This window comes from Nonomuraea spiralis (genome assembly GCF_014648435.1).
Lineage (GTDB): Bacteria > Actinomycetota > Actinomycetes > Streptosporangiales > Streptosporangiaceae > Nonomuraea > Nonomuraea spiralis.
The window spans coordinates 105,495-121,281 of record NZ_BMRC01000009.1; the positions used below are offsets into that span (position 1 = coordinate 105,495).

The window sequence follows — 15,787 nt, forward strand, 5'->3', positions numbered from 1 at the left end:
GGGGTTTGCCGGGGGATCGGACCCGTACCGGCTAGGAGATCTTGCGGCGGTAGGTGTTCATGGCGAAGGCGTACGCGACGACGAGGATGCCGACGCACCAGGCGAGGGCGATCCAGATGTCGTTGCCGATGGGCTGCTCGGTGAACAGGGCGCGGATGGCGTTGACGATCGAGGTCACCGGCTGGTTCTCGGCGAAGACGCGCACCACGGTGGGCATGGTGTCGGTGGGCACGAACGCCGAGCTGAGGAACGGCAGGAAGATGAGCGGGTAGGAGAACGCGCTCGCGCCCTCCATGGTCTTGGCCGTCAGGCCGGGGATGACGGCGATCCAGGTCAGCGCCAGGGTGAACAGGGTCAGGATGCCCGCGACCGACAACCACCCCAGCACTCCCGCCGACGAGCGGAAGCCCATCAGCAGGGCGACGAGCACGACGACCGCGAGCGAGATCAGGTTGGCGATCAGCGAGGTCAGCACGTGCGCCCACAACACCGCCGAGCGCGCGATCGGCATGGACTGGAAGCGCTCGAAGATGCCGCCCTTCATGTCGGTGAACAGCCGGAACGCGGTGTAGGCGATGCCCGAGGCGACCGTGATGAGCAGGATGCCGGGCAGCAGGTAGTTCACGTACGAGTCCGCCCCGGTCTTGATCGCGCCGCCGAAGACGTAGACGAACATCAGCATCATGGCGATCGGCATGACCGCGGTTGTGACGATGGTGTCCACGCTGCGGCTGATGTGCCGCAGGGATCGTCCGAGCAGGGTGGTGGTGTCGGCGAGGAAGTGCTTGCTCATCATCGTTCCTGATTCGTTCGTGCCGGCGCCGCGTCGCCGCCGTTGGCGCCGACGAGCGTGAGGAAGACGTCCTCCAGGGTCGGCTGCTTCTCGACGTACTCGACCTTGGCGGGCGGGAGCAGTTGCTTGAGTTCGGCGAGGGTGCCGTTGACGATGATCCGGCCCTCGTGGAGGATCGCGATCCGGTCGGCGAGTTGTTCGGCCTCGTCCAGGTACTGCGTGGTGAGCAGCACCGTCGTGCCCTGGGCGGCGAGCTCCTTGACGGCCTGCCACACCTCGATGCGCGCCTGGGGGTCGAGGCCGGTCGTGGGCTCGTCGAGGAAGATGACCGGCGGGTCGCCGATGAGGCTCATCGCGATGTCGAGGCGGCGGCGCATGCCGCCCGAGTACGTCGCCGCCTTCCGCCCGCCCGCGTCGGTCAGCGAGAACCGGGCGAGCAGGTCGTCGGCGATCCGGCCGGGGTCCTTGAGGTGGCGCAACCGGGCGACCAGCATGAGGTTCTCCCGCCCGCTGAGGATCTCGTCCACGGCGGCGAACTGCCCGGTCAGGCTGATGGACGCCCGTACGTCCGCCGCCTGCCCGGCGACGTCCAGGCCGTTGACGCTGGCGGTCCCGGCGTCGGCCTTGAGCAGCGTGGACAGGATCTTCACCAGCGTGGTCTTGCCCGCGCCGTTCGAGCCGAGCAGGGCGAAGATGCTGCCCCGCGCCACGTCGAAGTCCACGCCGCGCAGCACGCGCAGCTCCTTGTACGACTTCTCCAGGCCCTGGACCCGGATCACCTGGGCACGCTGTGCCGTCATCACACTGTCCCTTCTCGTCTTGCTGGGTCTTCGCCGGCGGCGCGGTCGATGGCGCTGGTGAAGCGGTTGCGCTCCTTGGCCCGCCACTGTCCGACCGGGTAGTTGGCCACGAACGCCTCGACGAACTCCACGGGGTCCGCGCCGAAGATGTCGCGGACCGGGGTGCCGTCGGCCACGCTCTGTTCGAACAGTTCGGCGAGGTCCTCGTACATCGCCATCGCGCCGGCGCCGTCGGCCGGGCCGAGGAGCATCAGGTAGCGCTCCAGCGCGTCGGCCGCCGTGCGGTAGTTCTCGGGAAGTTGCTTGATTCGTGCCTTGTACTGCCGGTAGCGCCTCTTGTCCTCCAGCGGCCCGGTGACGATCTCCAGGTACTGCAGGTAGCGGCTCTTCGGCTCGTTCGCCTCTGGGGTCATGTCTACTCGCCTCCTTCGCGGAGCTGTTCGAGCCTTTCGGCCAGGAAGCTCCAGTTCCTCCAGAACTCGTCGAGGTACGCCCGTCCCTGAGTGTTCAGGGAGTACACCTTGCGCGGCGGACCCTTCTCGGACGGGACCTTCCGCACGTCGACGAATCCGCGCTGCTCGATCCGGACCAGTAGCGCGTAGACGGTGCCCTCGGCGATGTCGGAGAAGCCTCGCTCGCGCAGCCACGCCGTGATCTCATAGCCGTACGCGGGCCGGCCGGACAGGATCGCCAGGACGATGCCCTCCAGCGTTCCCTTGAGCATCTCCGTCAGCTGCTTGCCCACGGAACACCCCCCTTGAGCTACTACTCGGTGTTGCTGACTACTGGTACAAAGTAACACTGACTACTGGTACTTAGCAACGGTGAATAGCGAGGGGGTTGCGGTCACTCAGAGGAGGCGGGGGGCGGTCCTCGGGCGCGCCGACGTGGGCGCGGGGGAGCCGCCGGCGGCGCCGGGCGCCGCGATCGCTGAACTGTTCATGCGTCAACCATCGACGGTCGCGCTGACATGGGGCTGTCGCCGTGCTGACACGGCGCTGCCACGGCCGCGACGGTTGTCAGGACGCGGCTCGTCGCTCGGTACGAGGCTCTGCGGGTGGGGGAGTCGGTCAGTCCTTGACGGCCAGTCCGCCGTACATCGAGACCATGGAGTCCTCCACGGGGAACAACTGCTCGTCCGGCCGCCAGTGGTGCACCGGCACCACACCCGGCTCGATCAGCCGGAACCCGTCGAAGAATTCCTCGATCTGCGCCCGGGTGCGGGCCTTGGACATGATGCCGCGGCGGTTGTACTGGGCCACGGCCTCGCTCACCAGCTTGCCGGGCGCGCTGTCGAGCGTGATGGTGGAAAGGGCCAGGAAGCTGCCCGCGGGCAGCGGCTTCATCAGGCGTTCGATGATCGCGCGGACGTCGTCCTCGTCGGGGATGAAGTGCACCACGGCGATCAGGCACAGCGCGACGGGACGGGCGAAGTCGAAGGTGTCGCGGACCTCGGGCGAGTCGATGATGGCGTCCGGGTCGTTCAGGTCGGCCTGGATGTAGCGGGTCCTGCCCTCCGGCGAGCTGGTCAGCAGGGCGCGGGCGTGCACGAGGACGAGCGGGTCGTTGTCCACGTAGATGATGCGCGCGGCCGGATCGGCCTGCTGGGCCACCTCGTGCAGGTTGGGCGAGGTGGGCAGCCCGGTGCCGATGTCGATGAACTGGTCGACGCCGCGCTCGGCCGCCAGGTAGCGGGTCACCCTGACCATGAAGTCGCGGTTGGCTCGTACGGACGTCGGCATGTACGGGGCGATCTTGATGACGTCCTCGGCGGCCGTGCGGTCGGCCTGGAAGTTGTCCTTGCCTCCGAGGAGGTAGTCGTAGACGCGCGCCGAGTGCGGCACGTTCGTCTTGAGATCGACCTGCCGGTCCTCGGCCACCCCCGCACCTCCGTGTTGATCAACCGCCATATGCCCTACGTTATCGGGATTTAGGCGTCGAGATCTGGCGAATCGCACCTGGAACATCAACCTCCGCCTCCATCCTCGGACACGGCCCGGACGGGCGGACGGACGCCGTACGGTTATCGTTGCTCCGCATGACTCACGCCGAGATCGAGATCAATGCCCGGCTGGTCCGGGATCTGCTCCGCGACCAGCACCCCGACCTGGCCGATCACCCCGTGCGGCTCGGCGCGCGCGGCTGGGACAACCAGCTCTGGAGGCTCGGCGACGACCTCGCCGTACGGATGCCCTGGGCGACGCGGGACGCGGACGCGCTGCTGCGCAAGGAGCACACCTGGCTGCCCGCCCTCGCGCCGGGCCTTCCGCTGCCGGTGCCCGTCCCGCAGCGCCTCGGCGAGCCCTCCGCGCGCTACCCGCGCCCCTGGATCGTCACCACCTGGGTGCCCGGCGAGCCCGCCGACCGGGCCCCGTCACGCGCGGCACGGCGGCCGACGTACGCGGCCGTCCGGGCGGCAAGCCCACCTGGGGCCCGCCCGCCCACGCCGCGCTGCGCCGCCTCACCGAAACGGCCCGCCGCTGACCGGTCGCGCCCGGGGTGGTCCAGGCGGTCAGGCGAGCCGATACTGCTTGTTGACATTTGTTCTGGACGACAGGTGGAGTATGTGGCGCTTTCACTTCACAGGTAAGGATCTGGCCCGGTTACGGTTCGAGGCGTCGCCGGGCCCCGTCATGGAGTCCTGGTTCGCCCTCAACGTCATGGCCAGGCGGCGGCCCGGGGCGCTGTTCGAGCCGTGGCGGCGGAACGTACGGGTCCGCGACTCCCTACGCCTGCTGGGCGGCCTGGCGCAGGGCGTTCATCCGCTTGACGTGTTCACCCTCGCGGGAGCGGGGGCGCACGTCGAGGAGGGCCTGGACCGGTTCCTGGGCGTAGGCGCCGACTCGGTGCGCGCGGAGCTCGACACCTGGGGGCAGTTCGGCGACCTGCCGTCCTGGTCCAAGCTCCTGCCCGACGACGCCGAGACACGCAGGCACTTCGCGGCGGCCCTGCGGGAGACGCACACCGCCCTGCTCGGCCCGTACGGTGATCCGCTGCGCGCGCACCTGGAGGCGGAGGTCACCGCCCGCGCGGGCGTCATGGTACGGGGAGGCGCCGAACGGCTGCTCTCGACGCTCCACCCCGACCTGGTCTGGCGGGACATGACGCTGGACGTGACCACCCGCTTCACCTCACTCACGCTCGACGTGCACCTGAACGGGCGGGGGCTGGTGCTGATCCCCTCCGTCTTCTGCCGGCTGCCCCTGTTCAGCTACGACAGCTTCCGCCCCGACGACGCGCCGGTGTTGTTCTATCCCGCCCTGCGCGACCCCGCCCACGCCTTCGCACTGTGGGGACAGCGGGCCGCGGGCGCGCCGCAGCGGGCGGGCGCGCTCGGCGCCCTGCTCGGCGCGACCCGCGCGGCCGTCCTGGAGGAAGTGGGCCGTGGCTGCACGACCACGCACCTGGCCAGGAAGCTGTCCATCTCGGCCGCGACCGCCAGCCATCATGTGGCGATCCTGCGGGACAGCGGTCTCGTCATCTCCCGCAGGCAGGGCGGCTCGGTACTGCACCTGCCGACACCGCTCGGCCTGGCCCTGCTGAACGGCACCCTCTCCGGGCCGAACTGAGCGGGACCGCCGCCACCGCGGGCTTTCGACCACGGTCGAAACCCTTACCGGCCGCAAGGGTGGCAGCCCGACCATCGTCGTAGCAGAAACCCCCACCGAAGGGACACGCTCGATGAACGTCGCAGGAACCGCTCTCAAGACGGCCGTACTCTCGGCGGCCATGGTGGTGATGGCCGCCACGGCCACCACCGGCACCGCTCTGGCCACGACGGCGGCCCCGCCGGCCTCGTGCCCGACCATGCGCAACCCGGTCAACGCCACGAACACCGTGACCCGGAAGCAGAAGGCCATGCCCAACAGCCAGACCCTGGAGCTGCGATCGGGCACGATCAGCGGCCTCGAGTACGTGTGGGGGCGCATCCTGAACTCCAAGGACGGCGACGCCGTCTGGGTCGACTACTCGATCGACGGCGGAGCCAACTGGCGGCAGTGCGACCTGCGGACGCTCAGCGGTGGCGTGAACTACGGCTACGGGCTGCTGACCAGCTCCAGCTCCAACGTCTGCATGCGGGCCGGCGCTCGTCCCAAGGGAGGCGCCGTCTCCTACCTGACCGCCTGGTGGTGCTAGGAAGCCGGGTCCGGCCTCGCCACCACGCCCGGCCGCCGGGAAGCGCCAGGTGCCGCCCGGCGTCAGCGGCCGATCAGCGTGGTGGCCAGGCGGCGCAGGCGTTCGCGCAGGTCGGGGGCGTGCGGACCGCGCGTCAGGAGGAGCTGGTGCACCGCGCCGACCAGGGCGAGGGCGAGTGAGGCGGTGTCGGCGTCGGACGCGACGCGGCCGAGTCGTCGTTCGGCGTCCAGGTAGGCGGTGAACAGGCGTTCGGCCGCGTCCAGCTCAAGGGTGCCGTCGTCGAGCGCCTCGCCCAGCCGGGTCACGAGCGAGGGTCTGGCCAGCACGAGGCCCGCGAGCGCCATGAGGTTGCCGGTGAGCAGCGTCTCGACCGCCGCCATCAGGTTGTCCACGACGGTCGCGGTGCCCACCCGTCCGGGCAGGTCTCCCATGCTCTCCGTCGCCGCCCGCGCCGTCAGCCCGGCAGGCGCCAGTTGCAGAGGCCCTCGATGCACAGCTCGGTGGTCGTCCTCCGGGCGTCCGGGGCCTTGATCGACACCTTCTCGCCCCACTCGTGGTAGCGGGTGTCGACGTAGAGCGTCCTGCCCGTCAGTTCCTCGAAGACGTCGGGGAAGGTGAACGTGCTCCGCACCCTGCCGACCAGCCCCGCCGGGGTCAGCGTGACGGTGTAGGAGAGCTCCGCCTCCTGGTCCCACTGGCCGTGGGTCGAGTGCTGGGCCCAGCGGGAGACCCGGACGAGCTCCTTGAAGGTGAGCGTGCCGGTGACGGTGTCCCCGTCGCGCTGTCCGTGCTTCAGCAGGGCGGCCAGGGTCGCGGGTTCGGCCGGGTTGATGAGCTGCTCGTCGTAGCCGAGCAGCTCGGTGTGCCAGAGGTGGAGCTGGTGCGAGTCCTTCCACCAGGTCTTGCCCTTCTTCAGCCACTTTCCGATGCGTCCGCCGGACTGGTAGCTGGTGCCGCCGATGTCATGGTTGAAGCCGATGGCACGTTCGGGACCGTACTCACCGCCGGTGGTCCGGACGTCCAGGGCCGTGATGCGGCCTTCGGCGTCGAACGCGAAGGTCCCCTCACGGCGGCGTTCCGTCCGTTCGGCGGCGCCTTCCATCAGGGTGGTCGTCTCGGTGACGTGCATGCCTCGCCCGGGCGCCAGAACGGCCTTCAATGCCTGGACGGGGTCCTTGATCACTGCGTGCGCGGGAGCGACGCCCGTCAGGAGGGCGCCGCAGACCACCAGAGTCGTGATCATCCTTCTCATGAAGGTGATACTGCCGCGACCGGATCACGTCCGGGACACGGACTCGGTGGAGTCCGGGGCGACCGCCGGGCGGGCCGGCCGTCGCGCAGGACACCGTCAGGTGCGCGCCCTCCGGCCAGACCTGGAGGCGCCAGAGCCGCCTGCCGTCGGGGGCCGGCAGAACCACCGGCGGCACGCGCGTCCGTACGGCCCGCAGTACGGCCGCGAGCAGCGGGCGGCGCACCCGGCCTCGCTCAGATGGTCGTGGCCGCTGACGTTCGGCATCCCGTCCCGGCGGTCGCGCGGGATCTGGCGCAGGTGGACGGCCCGCCCGCCGGCCCGCCAGGTCCCACAGGGACAGGGCGGCGACCTGTACGCCTGCGCGCCACCGACGGGCTCCCCGGGCCGCCCCTGGTAGAACCCGACCGGCCTCCGCCCCTCGACCGTCCCGCCGGGCGCCGTGAGGGGCCGGGCGCCCGCCGTACGGGGGGCGCCCGGTGGGGGTCAGGGGTTGTCGTAGCCGATCCACTGGATGAACCAGCCGTACTGCTGGGCGGTGGCCGGGGAGAGCGGTGACGCGTCCCGCCACTGCAGGTAGACGCGGAACTTGGTGGCGGTGGGGTCGTAGACGGCGCTGGGGCCGACCAGGTTCCACTGGTTGCCGCCGGGGCCGCTGACGGAGGTGACGTAGATGGGGCTGCCGGAGAAGTGGGCGGCGCTGGTGTCGACGTCGATGTAGATGCCGTTGGTGCCGTAGGCCTGCCAGCCCTGTCCGGAGGCGGTGCGGCCGGCGGCGATGCGTGCTGTGGGCATGGACTTCCTCTCGCGGAGACGAATGTCACCTTGAGTATTCGATCCACTACGTATCGTGTCGAGTCAGGAATGATTGTCCCGCTGGGCACATAAGTCACGCCGCTTTCGGGTGGTCAGTGGCGGTAGGGGCGGAAGGTGCGGCGCAGGTCGGTCACCCATTCGCCGGGGATCTCCCACGGGATGAAGTGTCCGCCACGGTCGTGGCAGGTGATGTCGGCGTGGTTGTACCAGGCGGCCCGGTCGCCGTCGAGGAAACCCCTGATCCGCTGCTCGCCGGTCGTCACGCCCGGCGGGTTCTCGTAGCCGACGAACGTGATGCCCGTCGGCGCTTCGACGACCGGCCGGCGGTCGTGCGAGGGCGTCCAGGGGTAGCGGTTGTTGTTGGCGTACGTACGGATCGAGCTGCCGATCGCGTCGCCCGCCCAGAAGATCGTCGCGTGGGTGAGCAGGTCGTCCTTGGTGAACACGGTCTCGACGTCGCCGTGGTTGTCGGACCACTTCGTCCAGCGTTCCAGGATCCAGGCCAGCATGCCGGCGGGGGAGTCGGCCAGCCCGTAGCCGAGCGTGGCCGGTGCGAGCACGTGCGCCGCCAGATGCACCGCGAACCGCCGGTCCAGCTCGACGAACCGGGCGTGCACCTCGGGCGGCAGGCCGTCCGGGATGGGCATACCGCCGCTCAGGTCCCAGGCGCGGTCGCCGTTGAACATCGTGAGCTTCTGGGCCGAGCCGATGTGGATGGCGTACAGCTCGTCGGCGTACTTGTGGCCGAGCTGGCCGGTGATCAGCGCGCCGACGTCGCACCCGGCGGCGGCGTACCGGTCATGGCCGAGGACGCCGGTCATCAGCTCGTGCCACACGTCGGCGATCTTCCAGAAGTTCATGTCCGGCCTGCTCGTCAACGGGGTCGAGAAGCCGAACCCGGGCAGCGACGGCACGATCACGTCGAACGCCTCCGCCGGGTCCCCGCCGTGGGCCGCCGGGTCGGCGAGCGGGTCGATGACCTTCGACCAGTGCCAGAACGTCCAGGGCCAGCCGTGGCTGAGGATCAGCGGCACCGGGTCGGGGCCGACGCCGGGCTTGCGCATGAAGTGCACCGGCACGCCGCCGACGTCCACCTTGTAGTGCTCGTAGGCGTTGATCGCTCGTTCGGCCGCGCGCCAGTCGAAGCCGTCGGCCCAGTAGGTGACCAGCTCCCGCAGGTGGTCGGCGCGTACGCCGTAGGTGCCGTCGTCGGGTCCGGCGGCCGGGGGCCACTTGGTCGTCAGGAGCCTGCGCCGCAGGTCGTCGAGCACCTCGTCGGGTACGTGCAGCGGCTCCGGGCGCAGAGGGAAGGGGCGGTTCGGGTTGTTCAGGTGGTTCGGGTGGTTCGGGTGGTTCGTCAAGAGGGCTGCTCTCCTGTTTCTTCGAGGCGTGCGGCGATCTCGGTCAGGTGGCCCAGGAGGCCCGTGTACCCGGCGAGCGCCGCGCGTTCGTCGTCGTTCAGGTGCTCCACCAGGCGGGCGACCCGGCTCACCCGGTCGGCGCGCCGGGACCGGACGATGCCGTTGCCCTCCTCGGTGAGGGTCAGCAGGACGGCCCGCCCGTCGTGCGGGTCGGGACGGCGTGACACCAGCCCGTCCCGCTCCAGCTTGGCCACCAGGCTCGTGAGCGCGGGCTGTTTGAGCTGTTCCGTGGCCGTCAGGTCGGTGAGCCGCATCGGACCCTTGCTCGCCAGCGTGTGCAACACGGACAGGGTCGAGAAGCTGAGCCTCCGGACGGAGGGCAGACGGATGAAGTACGTGTTGAAGTCCTCGATGGCGCTGACCAGCTCGTCGAGGTCCAACGCGGGATCGGGATCCGCCTGAGAAAATGCCACACCCCAGTTATATCGAACTTCGATGTAACTGGGGCGTGGGTCAGGTGCCGGATGTGGCTAGAACGTGCCGGACGTGGTGCCGCCGTTGCCGGTCGCCGGGGTGGTGAGGACGGTGTTGGCGCCCGGCTGCCACTGGTCGGCGGTGTCGGGGAAGTTGGCCTCCTGGCGTTTGACGCACTTCCATTCGATCGAGGTGTTGGGCGGGAGCTGGCCGACGGTGCCCGTCCAGGTCGGGTACGAGGTCGGCGACAGCTTGACCGCGCTGGCCACGGACCACGCGCCGAGCTGCGGCGCGCTGCCGACGGCGTACACCGACTGGCCGGGCGTGGTGGTGCCGTTGGCGCACGTGAACGTGACCGACACCGGGGCCTGGCCGAGCGTGAACACGAACGTCTTGGCCGTGCTGACGGCCGTGCTCGCCGACTTGGCCACGACGAGGTTGCCGCCCGCGTTGTACCACCCGCCGGCGGCCGCGTCGAAGGCGGCCTTGGTGGCGTACTGGGTCAATGCACCGCCGTTCAGGGTGACGGCGGAGGCCTGGGTGCCGGTGACGAGCTCGACCACGTTCGGCCTGCTGGACGCCGCGCCCGGGTAGGTGCCGGCGGCGGCGGCCACCGTGACGGTCGCGGTGCCTCCGGTGAGCTGCTGGCTGATCTGCGTGGTGCGGACGGCTCCGGTCTGGTAGCCGGTCGAGGCGCCGTCGTCCTCGTAGAGGGTGAAGCTCGTGGCGGCGGCGTCGGGGTGGACGCGGGCGATCAGCTCGTTCCTGGTGGTGGCGTCGGTGCGCTTGCCCATGACGTTCATGGTCTTGTCGTCCACGTGCATCTTGGGGATGATCGCGCCCGCCCTGGCGAAGGCCGGCAGGCGGAAGGCGCCGTTCACCCAGAGCGGGCGGTCGGCGAACCACTGGCCGGTGCTGGTGAGCTTCTCGCCGGTGGCGTAGTCGTACCAGGTGCCGGCGGGCAGGTAGACGTCCCGCGCGCGTTCGCCCGCGCCCGCGACGACGCCGACCAGCAGGTCACGGCCGATGAGCTTCTCGTGGCCGGCCGTGCGCACGTTCGGGTCGTTCTGGTAGTAGTACGCGAGCGGCGGCACGACCGGCTCGCCGAACCTGTAGGCCCGGTGGGCCAGCGAGTAGTAGTAGGGAGTCAGCTCGTAACGCTGGCGGAGGTTGGCGAGATTGCTGGCGGTGTGCCCGATCTTGTCCGGTGAGGTCTGCGCGCAGTTGCACAGGTTCTCGGTGTGCGGGCGGATCGGCACCTCGAACCAGGCGCCGTCGGCGAACCACTGCGTGTAGAGCTCGTTCAGGTCGGAGTTGAGCATCTCCCTGCGGAAGCCGCCGATGTCGGAGCCGTAGTAGTCGATGCCGGACATCGACATGTGCATCTGCGCGTTCTGCTGCTGGGCGAGCGCGGTCAGCTTGGACCCGATGTCGGCCGACCACATGGCCACGCCGTACCGCTGCATGCCGGCCGCGCCGGAGCGGGCCAGCATGAACGGGCGTCTGGTCCCGGACGCGGCGTAGCCGCGGGCGATGCTCTCGGCCCACTTGAGGTTGTAGACGTTGTGGTAGTCGGCGTGCGCGTGTTTGCCGGGCTGGACGCCGGAGGTCCAGTCGGCGGCGTCGTACATCTCGGGCTCGCCGAGGTCCAGCCAGTGGCCCTGGATGCCGGCGTCGATCAGCGGTTGACGCTTGAGCGTGTGCCAGTAGTCGCCGGCGGCGTTCTGCGTCCAGTCGATCATGCCGCCCCGGCCCCACCAGTCGTTGCTCGTCAGGTACGCGGGCGCGCAGGCCGCGCAGCCCGCCCGGACGAGGTAGCCGCGGGAGGCCAGGTCGGCGTGTTCCGGCAGGTTCTTGCCGACGTAGGACTCCTCGATCGTCATCAGGCCGATCCCCTGGTTCGCCTGATAACCCGCGATGGTCGCCGAGGGGTTGGGGAAGGCGGTGGTGTCCCAGGTCAGGCCGCCCATCCTGGTGTTGTCGGAGCCCGCCGTCACCCCGCCGAACCACGGCAGGTCCAGGACGAAGCCGTCCACCGGGAACTTCGCCGTGCGCAACCCGGACAGGCGGTTGTCGATCTCGGCCCAGTTGTCGTAGCCGAACTCCGACACCCACATGCCGAACGCCTTCTTCGGCGGCACCGGCGGCCGGCCGGTCAGCTCCATGTAGTCCTTGCGCAGGTCGGGCAGGTCGGGCCCGGTCATCGTGTACCACCTGAGCTGGTCGCCCCAGGTGTCGACGGTCCACGGGTCACCGGCCAGGTTCCACTCCTGCTTGTAGACCTGGTCGAGCAGCAGGCCGTAGTTCAGGTTCGCCGCGCCGACCGCGAACAGCACCGGGATCTGGGCGTTGCCCACCGGGCCGTTGTCGGTGTCGTACGCCATGGCGTTGCCGTACGGGCCGCCCGGGGTACGGCTGCGGCCCACCCAGTCACCGTCGGCGTTGCCGCCCATGAAGAACTGCTCGCCCAGCCCGTACGCGTTCTGGATCGAGCCCTTGGTGATCGTCAGGCCCTTCCACGCCTGGGCCAGGTTGCGCGGGCACGCCTCGTACAGCAGCCGGGTGGGGTCGGAGACCTTCACGCAGAGCGTGCCGGCCGTGACCTCGACCTTCATCGCGCCCGTGGTGAGCGTGTTGCCCGTCTGGTTGAAGCTCGCGGGGCCGGTGTAGTCGGTCTTGGCGACCTGCGGCGTGGTGAAGATCGGTGAGCCGGTTCCCGGGGACGTGCCGTTGGCCAGCTCGAAGTGCACGAGGTCGTCGTCCAGGAACTCCACGATCAGGTACGTGGAGCCGCTGGTGAACTGCACCCGCTGGACGGCGGCCTGCGCGGGCAGCGCCACCAGGAGGGGCAGGAGCAGGGTGATCAGGAAGAGCGGCGCTCGTCTCATGGCCGTGCCACCACCAGGTTGTCGAGGTTGATCCCGCCGGTGTTCGAGGCGTCGTACGCGATCTTTACGGTGTGGGCGCCCGCGGTGAGGGAGGCGGCCAGCGTGGCCGTGCCCCAGGTGTCCCAGTTGGCGAGGGCGGGCAGGGAGAGCGTGCCGGCGGCGACGCCGTCGACATAGACCGTCCGGGTGGCGGCCACCGTGGTCGAGTAGCGGAACCTGAGCTGGTGGTTGCCCGCCGCGTCGGCCCTGACCTGGAACGTCACCGCGTCGCCCGAGGTGGCGAAGCCGTCCGCGAAGCCGGTGCCGGTGTACCCGGCGTGGTCGGTGTTGGTGGAGGTACCGGTGCCGGTGGCGAACTCGGCCTCGTAGGCGGCCTTGTCCACGCCGTTGAGCGTGATCGTCCGGTTGCCCGCGGCGCTCGCCAGCTTCACGTGGGTGAGCTGCTGCACCGGGTCCCACCACCAGCCCTCGGCCGCGGCCTTGAGGTCGGCGAGGGTCGGACGGGCGGTCGCGCCGGTGACCGACGCCGGTTTCGTGCTCGCGACCTGCAACGTGCCGGTCGTGGTGAGCGCGGGTACGGTGACCGTCACCGCGTGACCGGCCCAGTTCTCGGCCGAGGTGATCGTGCGGGTGGCGTTCGCCGAGTCCTCGAAGTAGGCGTACGACGTCGATCCGGCCGGATAGATCCTGAAGGTCAGGTTCGTGTACGTGTCCACGCTGTTGCCGATCTCGCCGCCGAGCTGGTAGTCGGCGTTGAGGTTGAGCGGGACGATCGCGCCGGGCTTGGCGTAGACGGGGATCGTGTCCAGCCCGGCGTTGTACGTCTTGGTGCCGGGCCCGGTGAAGCGGCCGCCGTTCCACAGGTCGTACCACTCGCCCGCGGGCAGGTAGACGTTCTTGCCGGTGGCGCCCTGCGTGGTGATCGGCGCCACCAGCAACTGGGAGCCGAACAGGTACTGCTGGTCCAGCGCCGCCGCCGTCGCGTCGCCCGGGAAGGCGAAGCTCATGGCCCGCATCATCGGCGCGCCCGTCGTGGCGGCGGACTTGGCCTCGGTGTAGAGGTACGGGATCAGGTTCATCCGCACATCGGCGAACTTGCGGAAGGTGGGCACCACGCTCGTGTCACCGGTGCGCGCCTGCACGTTCCACGGCGTACGGGCCTCGGAGGTGGCGGGATCGGCCTTCTCCGAGTGGTACTGCATGACGGGCGAGAACGTGGCCTGGGCGGCCGAGCGCAGGTACAACTCGGCGCTGGGGAAGGTGCCCGTGAAGCCCGCCAGGTCCCACGCGGTGTACGGCACGCCCGACTGCCCGGCGCTGAGCTGGGCCCGGACCGCCTCCTGGAAGGCGGAGAAGCTGGAGTTCTGGTCGCCCGCCCAGAAGATCGACCTGCTCTGGGCGCCCGTCGTGCCCGCCCGGCTGAAGATCGTGCCGTTGGGGTTCTTGCCCTTGACGTAGGAGTTGTAGGCGCCGGTGTAGCTGTTGGGGTAGGCGTTGTGCATCTCGTCGCCCTTGCGGCCGTCGGCGAACTGCGTGCCCCTGCCGAAGATCGCCTCGCTGCCGTCGGTCTTGAAGCCGTCGACGCCGACCTCGTCGATCAGGTAGTCGCGTTTGCTCATCCACCAGTTGGTCGCGGCCGTGCCGGTGAAGTCGGGGACCATGCTGTCGCCGAACCACTGGCCGGTCGGGATGCGGTAGGGGGCGTTGACGGCGTTCTTCGCGACGTACCCCTGCGCCTGCGCGTACGCCTTGTCGTTGAGGTGCTGCTGCGGCGCGGTCGGCGGGTTGGTGTCGAAGTTCTCCTTGAACACCGGGATCTGCCAGAGGACCATCTTGATCCCCTTGCTGTGCGCGTTGGTGACCATGGCCTTCGGGTCCTGCCACGCGCTGCCCGCCGGGAACGTCAGATCCCCGTACGCCAGCTTGCCGCTGCCTGGTTTGGGGGTGTACGTGGCGCCGTGCCAGACGTAGAAGGTGGCCTCGTCGCTCCACTGCTCCAGCACCATCGCGGTGTGCGGGATCTTGTAGGTGTCCACGTTCGCCAGCTCGGCGTTCACCTCGGCCTGGGTGTTCCACTCGTTGGCCGACATCCACACCCCGAACGCCCACTTCGGCGGGAGCTGCGGCCGTCCGGTGACCGCCGTGTAGTCGTCCACGATCTCGGCCGGGGTGCCGGCGAAGAAGTGGTAGTCGAGCGTCGAGTCCAGCCCGCCGCCGGTGTCCACGGTGAAGCCGGCCAGGTCGCTCAGGTGCGTGCCGAGATTGAAGATCGCGTAGCGGGTGCCCGCGATGTGCACGCCGTACCCGGCCGAGTTCAGGAAGAACGGCACGCTCAGGTACGTGCGCCGGGTGGCGCCCTGGTCGCGGTACTGGTTGTAGACGTAGTTGTGCACGTCGGTGCCGCGCTGGTCGAGCCGGTCGTAGCGTTCGCCGAAGCCCTCGAAGCGCTCGCCCGCCGGGGACATGAAGTGGTCCTCGATCTTCGTGATCGTGGTGGCGCCGTCGCTGGCCCAGCCGATGTTCCTGAAGGTGGCGGGGTCGTACTGGCGGGTTATCAGCGTCGTGCCGTCACCCTTGTAGACCGAGAGCCGGTACGGGGACTTCTGGATCTTCAGGACCAGGGAGGGGGTGGAGATCGTCAAGGTGCTGGCGGAGTTCGTCACCGTATATCCAGCGACGCCGGAAATATTGAGACCTGTGCCGCTTGGGGCGATCTGCGTTCTGAACCGGTCGAGCGCGGGGAAGGCGAAACGGATCTTCGGCGTGAAGCTCCCAGCGCTGTCACCGGTCGTGACATCCACGGACGTCGTGTTGTTCACGAACCCGGTCACGTTCGTCACCGTGCTCCACGAGGTCACCGTGAACGCGAACGGGCCGGTGCTCTTCTGCCCGCCGCCGTTCACGTCGGCGTTGACCGTATAGGAGATCTTGTCGCCGCGGGCGAACGTGCCGAGGTTGATCCGCCAGTAGCTGTTGTTGCCGTTGTTGTGGTCCCAGGCGGCGCCGACCGGGGTCTGGTTCACGCCGTTCTTCGTCCAGGTGACCCAGACGGTCTGGCCGGCCTCGATCGGCCAGGTCGTCGCGTTGATCTGGACCGCGTCGCCGGCCATCGGGTCGCGGGGGACACGTTCCGTCGGCTCGGCGGAGTAGAGGTCGTCGGTTCCGGTCGGGTTGTGGTGGACGCCGTCCAGCGCGTAGGCGGGGATGGAGACGAGGGACGCGAACAGGGCGAGCACCATGACGATGGCGCCCGACCGTAACCGGCTCAT

At 69.5% G+C, this 15,787-nt stretch carries 16 protein-coding genes; 4 read left to right on the plus strand and 12 right to left on the minus strand.

Annotated features, from left to right (window positions below; all coding sequences use genetic code 11):
• Positions 1 to 31: 31 nt before the first annotated feature.
• The 5 genes from IEZ27_RS23275 to IEZ27_RS23295 all read right to left on the minus strand — a co-directional run bounded on the left by IEZ27_RS23275 (position 32) and on the right by IEZ27_RS23295 (position 3,503).
• Positions 32 to 793, minus strand: a complete 762-nt coding sequence (locus IEZ27_RS23275) for an ABC transporter permease (RefSeq protein WP_189649174.1) — start codon at positions 791 to 793, stop codon at positions 32 to 34.
• The gene (locus IEZ27_RS23280) at positions 793 to 1,593 is read right to left on the minus strand and encodes an ABC transporter ATP-binding protein (RefSeq protein ID WP_189649175.1); all 801 of its coding nucleotides are present in this window, start codon (positions 1,591 to 1,593) and stop codon (positions 793 to 795) included. The genes IEZ27_RS23275 and IEZ27_RS23280 overlap by 1 nt, the downstream gene beginning before the upstream one ends.
• A complete protein-coding gene (locus IEZ27_RS23285) occupies positions 1,593 to 2,006 on the minus strand; it encodes a DUF1048 domain-containing protein (RefSeq protein ID WP_189649176.1) in 414 nt (137 codons plus the stop codon). The genes IEZ27_RS23280 and IEZ27_RS23285 overlap by 1 nt, the downstream gene beginning before the upstream one ends.
• 2 nt (positions 2,007 to 2,008) lie before the next feature.
• Entirely contained in the window at positions 2,009 to 2,338 is a 330-nt protein-coding gene (locus IEZ27_RS23290; protein ID WP_189649177.1) for a PadR family transcriptional regulator, read from the minus strand.
• 325 nt (positions 2,339 to 2,663) lie between these two features.
• On the minus strand, positions 2,664 to 3,503 hold the full coding sequence (locus IEZ27_RS23295) for an SAM-dependent methyltransferase (RefSeq protein WP_125636119.1): 840 nt from the start codon (positions 3,501 to 3,503) through the stop codon (positions 2,664 to 2,666).
• A gap of 128 nt (positions 3,504 to 3,631) precedes the next feature.
• Between IEZ27_RS23295 and IEZ27_RS55015 the strand changes: the two genes are divergently transcribed.
• The 3 genes from IEZ27_RS55015 (at position 3,632) to IEZ27_RS23310 (ending at position 5,730) form a co-directional block, all read left to right on the plus strand.
• Positions 3,632 to 4,183 carry a phosphotransferase gene (locus IEZ27_RS55015; protein WP_268246078.1) on the plus strand — a complete coding sequence of 184 codons (552 nt, stop codon included), beginning with the start codon at positions 3,632 to 3,634 and terminating at the stop codon, positions 4,181 to 4,183.
• Between the two features lie 43 nt (positions 4,184 to 4,226).
• On the plus strand, positions 4,227 to 5,162 hold the full coding sequence (locus tag IEZ27_RS23305; RefSeq protein WP_189649178.1) for an ArsR/SmtB family transcription factor: 936 nt from the start codon (positions 4,227 to 4,229) through the stop codon (positions 5,160 to 5,162).
• A gap of 112 nt (positions 5,163 to 5,274) precedes the next feature.
• Positions 5,275 to 5,730 (plus strand): hypothetical protein, encoded by a 456-nt coding sequence (locus tag IEZ27_RS23310; RefSeq protein WP_189649179.1) that lies wholly within the window; start codon positions 5,275 to 5,277, stop codon positions 5,728 to 5,730.
• 62 nt (positions 5,731 to 5,792) lie between these two features.
• On the opposite strand, the gene IEZ27_RS23315 is transcribed toward IEZ27_RS23310, so the two are convergent.
• Positions 5,793 to 6,161 (minus strand): hypothetical protein, encoded by a 369-nt coding sequence (locus tag IEZ27_RS23315; protein ID WP_189649180.1) that lies wholly within the window; start codon positions 6,159 to 6,161, stop codon positions 5,793 to 5,795.
• Positions 6,162 to 6,184: 23 nt separating this feature from the next.
• Complete coding sequence (locus tag IEZ27_RS23320; RefSeq protein ID WP_189649181.1) at positions 6,185 to 6,982, minus strand: hypothetical protein; 798 nt, start codon at positions 6,980 to 6,982, stop codon at positions 6,185 to 6,187.
• Between IEZ27_RS23320 and IEZ27_RS23325 the strand changes: the two genes are divergently transcribed.
• A complete protein-coding gene (locus tag IEZ27_RS23325) occupies positions 6,981 to 7,379 on the plus strand; it encodes a hypothetical protein (protein WP_189649182.1) in 399 nt (132 codons plus the stop codon). The genes IEZ27_RS23320 and IEZ27_RS23325 overlap by 2 nt on opposite strands.
• An 86-nt stretch (positions 7,380 to 7,465) precedes the next feature.
• Here the strand turns inward: IEZ27_RS23325 and IEZ27_RS23330 are convergent, their stop codons facing one another.
• From IEZ27_RS23330 to IEZ27_RS23350, 5 genes are all read right to left on the minus strand, one after another.
• Complete coding sequence (locus IEZ27_RS23330) at positions 7,466 to 7,774, minus strand: hypothetical protein (protein WP_189649183.1); 309 nt, start codon at positions 7,772 to 7,774, stop codon at positions 7,466 to 7,468.
• A gap of 113 nt (positions 7,775 to 7,887) precedes the next feature.
• Positions 7,888 to 9,156 carry an epoxide hydrolase family protein gene (locus IEZ27_RS23335; protein WP_229824256.1) on the minus strand — a complete coding sequence of 423 codons (1,269 nt, stop codon included), beginning with the start codon at positions 9,154 to 9,156 and terminating at the stop codon, positions 7,888 to 7,890.
• The gene (locus tag IEZ27_RS23340) at positions 9,153 to 9,629 is read right to left on the minus strand and encodes a MarR family winged helix-turn-helix transcriptional regulator (RefSeq protein ID WP_229824257.1); all 477 of its coding nucleotides are present in this window, start codon (positions 9,627 to 9,629) and stop codon (positions 9,153 to 9,155) included. Before IEZ27_RS23340 ends, IEZ27_RS23335 begins: the two co-directional genes overlap by 4 nt.
• Before the next feature lie 57 nt (positions 9,630 to 9,686).
• Positions 9,687 to 12,518 carry a TIM-barrel domain-containing protein gene (locus IEZ27_RS23345; protein WP_189649184.1) on the minus strand — a complete coding sequence of 944 codons (2,832 nt, stop codon included), beginning with the start codon at positions 12,516 to 12,518 and terminating at the stop codon, positions 9,687 to 9,689.
• Positions 12,515 to 15,787, minus strand: a complete 3,273-nt coding sequence (locus IEZ27_RS23350) for a TIM-barrel domain-containing protein (protein ID WP_189649185.1) — start codon at positions 15,785 to 15,787, stop codon at positions 12,515 to 12,517. The genes IEZ27_RS23345 and IEZ27_RS23350 overlap by 4 nt, the downstream gene beginning before the upstream one ends.